The sequence below is a fragment of the Lacisediminimonas sp. genome (genome assembly GCF_030645335.1).
Lineage (GTDB): Bacteria > Pseudomonadota > Gammaproteobacteria > Burkholderiales > Burkholderiaceae_D > Lacisediminimonas.
The window spans coordinates 1-4,704 of sequence record NZ_JAUSNH010000166.1 but is presented as its reverse complement, the minus strand read 5'-3'; the positions used below and the strand labels follow the sequence as shown (position 1 = coordinate 4,704).

The window sequence follows — 4,704 nt, the reverse complement described above, 5'->3', positions numbered from 1 at the left end:
TTGCAGGACACGCACCAGTCCGCATAGAAATCCAGCATCACGGTCTTTCCGGCGCTTGCAGACAGGACTTGGTCAAGCTCGCCCACCGAGTGAATCCGTTTGAATTGCGTCGCGTGAGCAGGCTTTGCACCCAGATGCGACAGAGGCGCCAGCGGGTCGCGCGAACCCGTGGCCAGGCCCGCCAGCTGAACCAGGCCCAGGGCTGCAAACGCGAGCGCTACCGCCCTCGCCGGCCAGCCACCACGGGCACGAGAAAACAACCAGGCGGCATAGCCGAATGCCAATGCGGACCATCCCGCCATTTGCCACACCGAGGGAATGACCGGCGACACGATCCACAGTGCGCTTGCCAGCATCAGGACCCCGAAGAAGCGCTTGACTGACTCCATCCAGGCGCCGGCCCGCGGCAGTAGCGCACCGGCCGAGCCGCCCACCAGCAGCAGGGGCACACTCATGCCAACTGCCATGGCAAACAGTGCACTGGCGCCAACCCCCACGTCGCGGGTGTGGCTGATGTAGACCAGCACGCCGGCCAGGGGCGCCGCTACGCAGGGGCCGACAATCAGGGCCGACAAGGCGCCCATGACGAACACCCCGCCCAGCTTTCCGCCAGCTTGCCGGTGCGACGCCTGCATCAACCTGGACTGGATGACGGCGGGCATCTGCATCTGGAACAAGCCGAACATCGACAATGACAGCCCGACCATCAACAGCCCAAACGTGCCGAGCACCCAAGGGTTCTGCAAAGCGGCGGCCAATCCTTCTCCGGCCAGGCCGGCGGCGACACCGAGCAAGGTATAAACCATCGACATGCCAAGCGCGTAGGCCCCCGACAACAGAAGGCCCCGGCCGCGCGAGGCAGCATGCCTGTCGCCAACGATAATCGACGACAGGATCGGCACCATTGGCAGAACGCAAGGCGTGAATGCGAGCCCGAGGCCCAACAGCAGGAACAGAGGCAAGATAGAAACCAGCTTGCCGCTGTTGAGTGATGACTCGATTACTCCGGCCTCCTGGTCGCCCGAGGCTGGCCCCGGAGCCGGCGCGCCAGCAGGGACCATCGCAGTGTTCAGCTGGGCCACCGACTCCATCGGTGAATAGCACAAGCCGCTGTCGGCGCAGCCTTGCGCGGTGGCGATGATCTTGAATTCGCCGGATGCCTGCACCGGCATGCGGATTTTGAGGATTCCGCGATAGGTCTCGACATTTTTTGCGAACGTCTCGTCGAACTTCACTTTGCCCGGCGGGATGACAGGCGCGCCCAATTTTGCATCCGGGCTGCGAAAATCAAAGCGTTCACGGTACATGTAATAAGCACTGGCAATGGCGTATTGGATTTCCACCGTGCCTGCATCCACCATTTGCGCCGAAAACCTGAACGCCTTTTCCGGCTCCAGAAATTCTTCGCCTGCATGCGCTGGAGGCGACAGCAGCAGGGTCAGTATATAAACCATCGCCGCCAATAGTTGCAGTATTACGCTCGCCATCAATCGGTGGCGAACGGCTTGTCGCGGCTGGCTCATCATCCATTGATCAATCAATTTTCTTTCCTCAAGCCACACGGGCTGCGCTTTTTTCATTGCCGTTCGCGCAGCGCGTTCAAGCGTTGTGTCAGCGTGGCGCTGGAAAGCTCGCCCGTGCGATGGTCAATTAACGAGCCATGTCGATCGAAAAACAAAGTGGTCGGCAAGGCACGGAACCCGGTCTGGCGGCCGACGGTCGCGCCGGGATCGAGCAATACATTGCCCAGCACGAGCCCCTGCCCGGTCAGGTATTCACGGATTGCCAGTTCGGACTCCCCCTGGTTCACAAAAACAAAAACCACATCCTGGTTACGGGCCTGTGCGTCGCGCAGCACCGGCATTTCACGCCGGCATGGCGGGCACCAGCTTGCCCACAAGTTGAGCACGACCGGCTTCCCGATGAGAGAATGCAAGTCCACCGAGCCACCGTCGATACGCGTCAAGGAAAGCTTGGGCATCGTCACCGGTTCGGTGTCTGCCCACGTCACTGCAAGCGTGCCCGCGGCCCACACCACGGCGCCTGCCAGGGTGGCCAGCAGCAGCGGCTTGCGGTGGTCCCGTTTGCGCCAGCCCAACCAGGCCGTCATTGCCGCAGCCGCCATGAAGCCGACCGAGGCCATGAATCCACCGTCCCGTATGTCCACGACCTGCCAGGCAGACGCAGCGTAGGAATCAAAATAGGCGAGCACATAGGCGGCTCGTGCCGCCAGCAGGCCGACCAGCAGGATGCGCCACAGCAGCGGTTCGATTTCCGCACTGCGGCTGCGATCTGCCAGGCGCGCAACGACCGAGGCGATCAACAGTGCGCCAATCAGCAACAGCGCACTGATCGGAAATGCAAAGGGTCCGACCTGAATGGAATTCAATGGGCGCTTCTCTCTGAAAGGTATAGTGTTGAACACATCCTGACGCCCCCTGATTAAGGGAGCGTTAAGGTTCAATTTTTTACTCCCACCTGCCCATGCACGTATTACTGGTTGAAGATGATGATCTGGTGGCAAGCGGCATTGTCGCGGGTCTGCGCCTGTTTGGCATGACCGCCGACCACTTCGGCACGGCGAAATCCGCACAGGCTGCGCTTGAGGCGAGCTACTTCGACCTGGTTGTGCTCGACCTTGGCCTTCCCGATGAAGACGGCATGGTCTTGCTCAAGCGCCTGCGCACGGCGGGCCATGCACTTCCGATCCTTGTACTCACGGCGCGCGATGCAATCGAGCATCGGGTATCGGGCTTGCAGGCCGGGGCCGACGACTATTTGCTCAAGCCCTTTGACCTCAAGGAGCTGGTTGCCCGCTTGCAAGCCCTTCAGCGCCGGGTGGCAGGGCGAAGCACCAATATCGTCCAGCACGGGCCGCTATGTTTTGACCCGGCCAGCTGCGAGGTGAAACTGGACGGCGTCAAGGTCGATTTGTCGCGCCGGGAGTTGGCGCTGCTGCAAGCATTCCTGGACAACCCGGGACGCGTGCTGACAGCCGAACAGATCAAGGACTGCCTGTATGGTTTTGGCGACGACGTTGAAAGCAATGCAATCAACGTTCATATCCACCACCTTCGTCGCAAGCTTGGGCCACGCATTGTGGAAACCCTGCGCGGCATCGGCTATCAACTGGGGCAGGCAGGACCATGACACTGCGTCTGCGCCTGATGGCCATCCTCGGCCTGTCATTCACGCTTCTGTGGGGCGCGACTTCGGTATGGATGTTGCTGGACGTGCAGCACCAGTTTCGCGCTGCGCTGGATGAGCGCCTGGCCGCATCGGCACGCATGGTGGCCGGACTGATCGTTCAATTGCCCGACTCGGCTGCATCACCATCGGCGCCATACAGCGTCCTCGACGCCGTGGCCAACGATGGCATTGCCTGCGAGGTGCGGTTGATGGAGGGCGGCCTGGTTGCCCGTACCGGAAACAGTCCGGCCGGACTTGCCGTCCCCACCATTGGCTACAGCACCCGTACAATCCAGGGTGAGCAATGGCGAAGCTATACCCTTGAAATTGCCGGAAAACGCGTCACGACGGCAGACCGTGTGGACAAGCGGCGCGCCTTGCTGCGCAAAATCATCGTCGCTACCGTGGTGCCTTTTTTGGTGGCCATGATCGGCGGCCTGTTTGTACTCTGGTATGGGATCGGCAGCGGACTGCGGCCACTGGAACGGATCCGCCAGGCGCTTGCCATTCGCAAGCCTGATGCGGGAGACCCGCTTCCGGAATCGAGCCTCCCGGCCGAGCTGGCCCCGCTGGTTGCGACCATCAACCTGATGCTGGAGCGCACCCAGGCCGCGATCGACCGCGAGCGGCGCTTCACTGGCGACGCGGCACACGAACTGCGCACACCACTCACCGCGATCAAGACCCACATCCAGGTGGCGCGCCTGACCTGTCTTGACCATAGTGAAACCGCAACAGCGCTGGAGAAAGCCGAAGCCGGCGTGCAGCGCCTGCAGCACACGCTGGAACAATTGCTCACGCTGGCTCGCATCGAAGGCCCCTTGACTGCGAACGCCGGCGAGATGGCCAGTGCCGCCGAGATAGCCTTGGCGGCCATCAATGAAATTCCGGCGCCGGCGCGACTACGGATCGTTTTTGAGGACCTGGGCGGCGGGCCAGGAATGCTGTTGTCGCCGGTGCTGCTCACGACTGCGCTACGCAATCTGCTGGACAACGCCTTGCGCTACTCCCCGGCAAATACACCAGTGGTGTTGCGCCTGACCGCGGCAGAACGGGACATCAGCTTTTCGGTTGCGGATCAAGGATCGGATATGAAGCAAGCTGACATCGCACTCGCGCTCCAGCGATTTTGGCGCAAAGGAAATGGTCAGGGCAGCGGCCTGGGCCTTTCCATCGTAGAGGCCATCGTGAAACGTACCGGTGGCAGATTCGAGCTGATCGCACAGCAGGCAGGGGGAACCAGCGCGCAGATTTCACTACCCGCTGTTGCCGCTGACAACACGACCGCCGGCAGCCCTGCCTGATTCACCAAATGCTAGAGCGAGGCCACGACATCGGATTCGCCATCGGCCAGAAGCAAGCTGCGTTGCGGCTTTCGCGCCCGGCGCAAATGGGGGGCCAGTTGCCGGCATTCAGTCAGGATCGCTTCGATGGCTGGCGCCGGAATTGGCCTGGAGAAAAGATAGCCCTGAATTTCATCGCAGGCGCTCGATACCAGGATCGCGCATTGGCCTT

At 61.7% G+C, this 4,704-nt stretch carries 4 protein-coding genes and 1 pseudogene; 2 read left to right on the top strand and 3 right to left on the bottom strand.

Annotated elements, in window-relative coordinates:
• On the bottom strand, positions 1–1,487 hold a 1,487-nt coding region (gene dsbD / locus Q7T64_RS11745), incomplete at its 3' end, for a protein-disulfide reductase DsbD (RefSeq protein WP_304795761.1).
• Between the two features lie 89 nt (positions 1,488–1,576).
• Complete coding sequence (locus Q7T64_RS11740) at positions 1,577–2,389, bottom strand: TlpA disulfide reductase family protein (protein WP_304795759.1); 813 nt, start codon at positions 2,387–2,389, stop codon at positions 1,577–1,579.
• 95 nt (positions 2,390–2,484) lie between these two features.
• Between Q7T64_RS11740 and Q7T64_RS11735 the strand changes: the two genes are divergently transcribed.
• The gene (locus tag Q7T64_RS11735) at positions 2,485–3,150 is read left to right on the top strand and encodes a response regulator transcription factor (RefSeq protein WP_304795757.1); all 666 of its coding nucleotides are present in this window, start codon (positions 2,485–2,487) and stop codon (positions 3,148–3,150) included.
• On the top strand, positions 3,147–4,493 hold the full coding sequence (locus Q7T64_RS11730) for an ATP-binding protein (RefSeq protein ID WP_304795755.1): 1,347 nt from the start codon (positions 3,147–3,149) through the stop codon (positions 4,491–4,493). Before Q7T64_RS11735 ends, Q7T64_RS11730 begins: the two co-directional genes overlap by 4 nt.
• Positions 4,494–4,504: 11 nt before the next feature.
• Here Q7T64_RS11730 and Q7T64_RS11725 read toward each other — a convergent pair.
• A pseudogene (locus Q7T64_RS11725) lies at positions 4,505–4,704 on the bottom strand (histidine kinase); the annotation flags it as partial.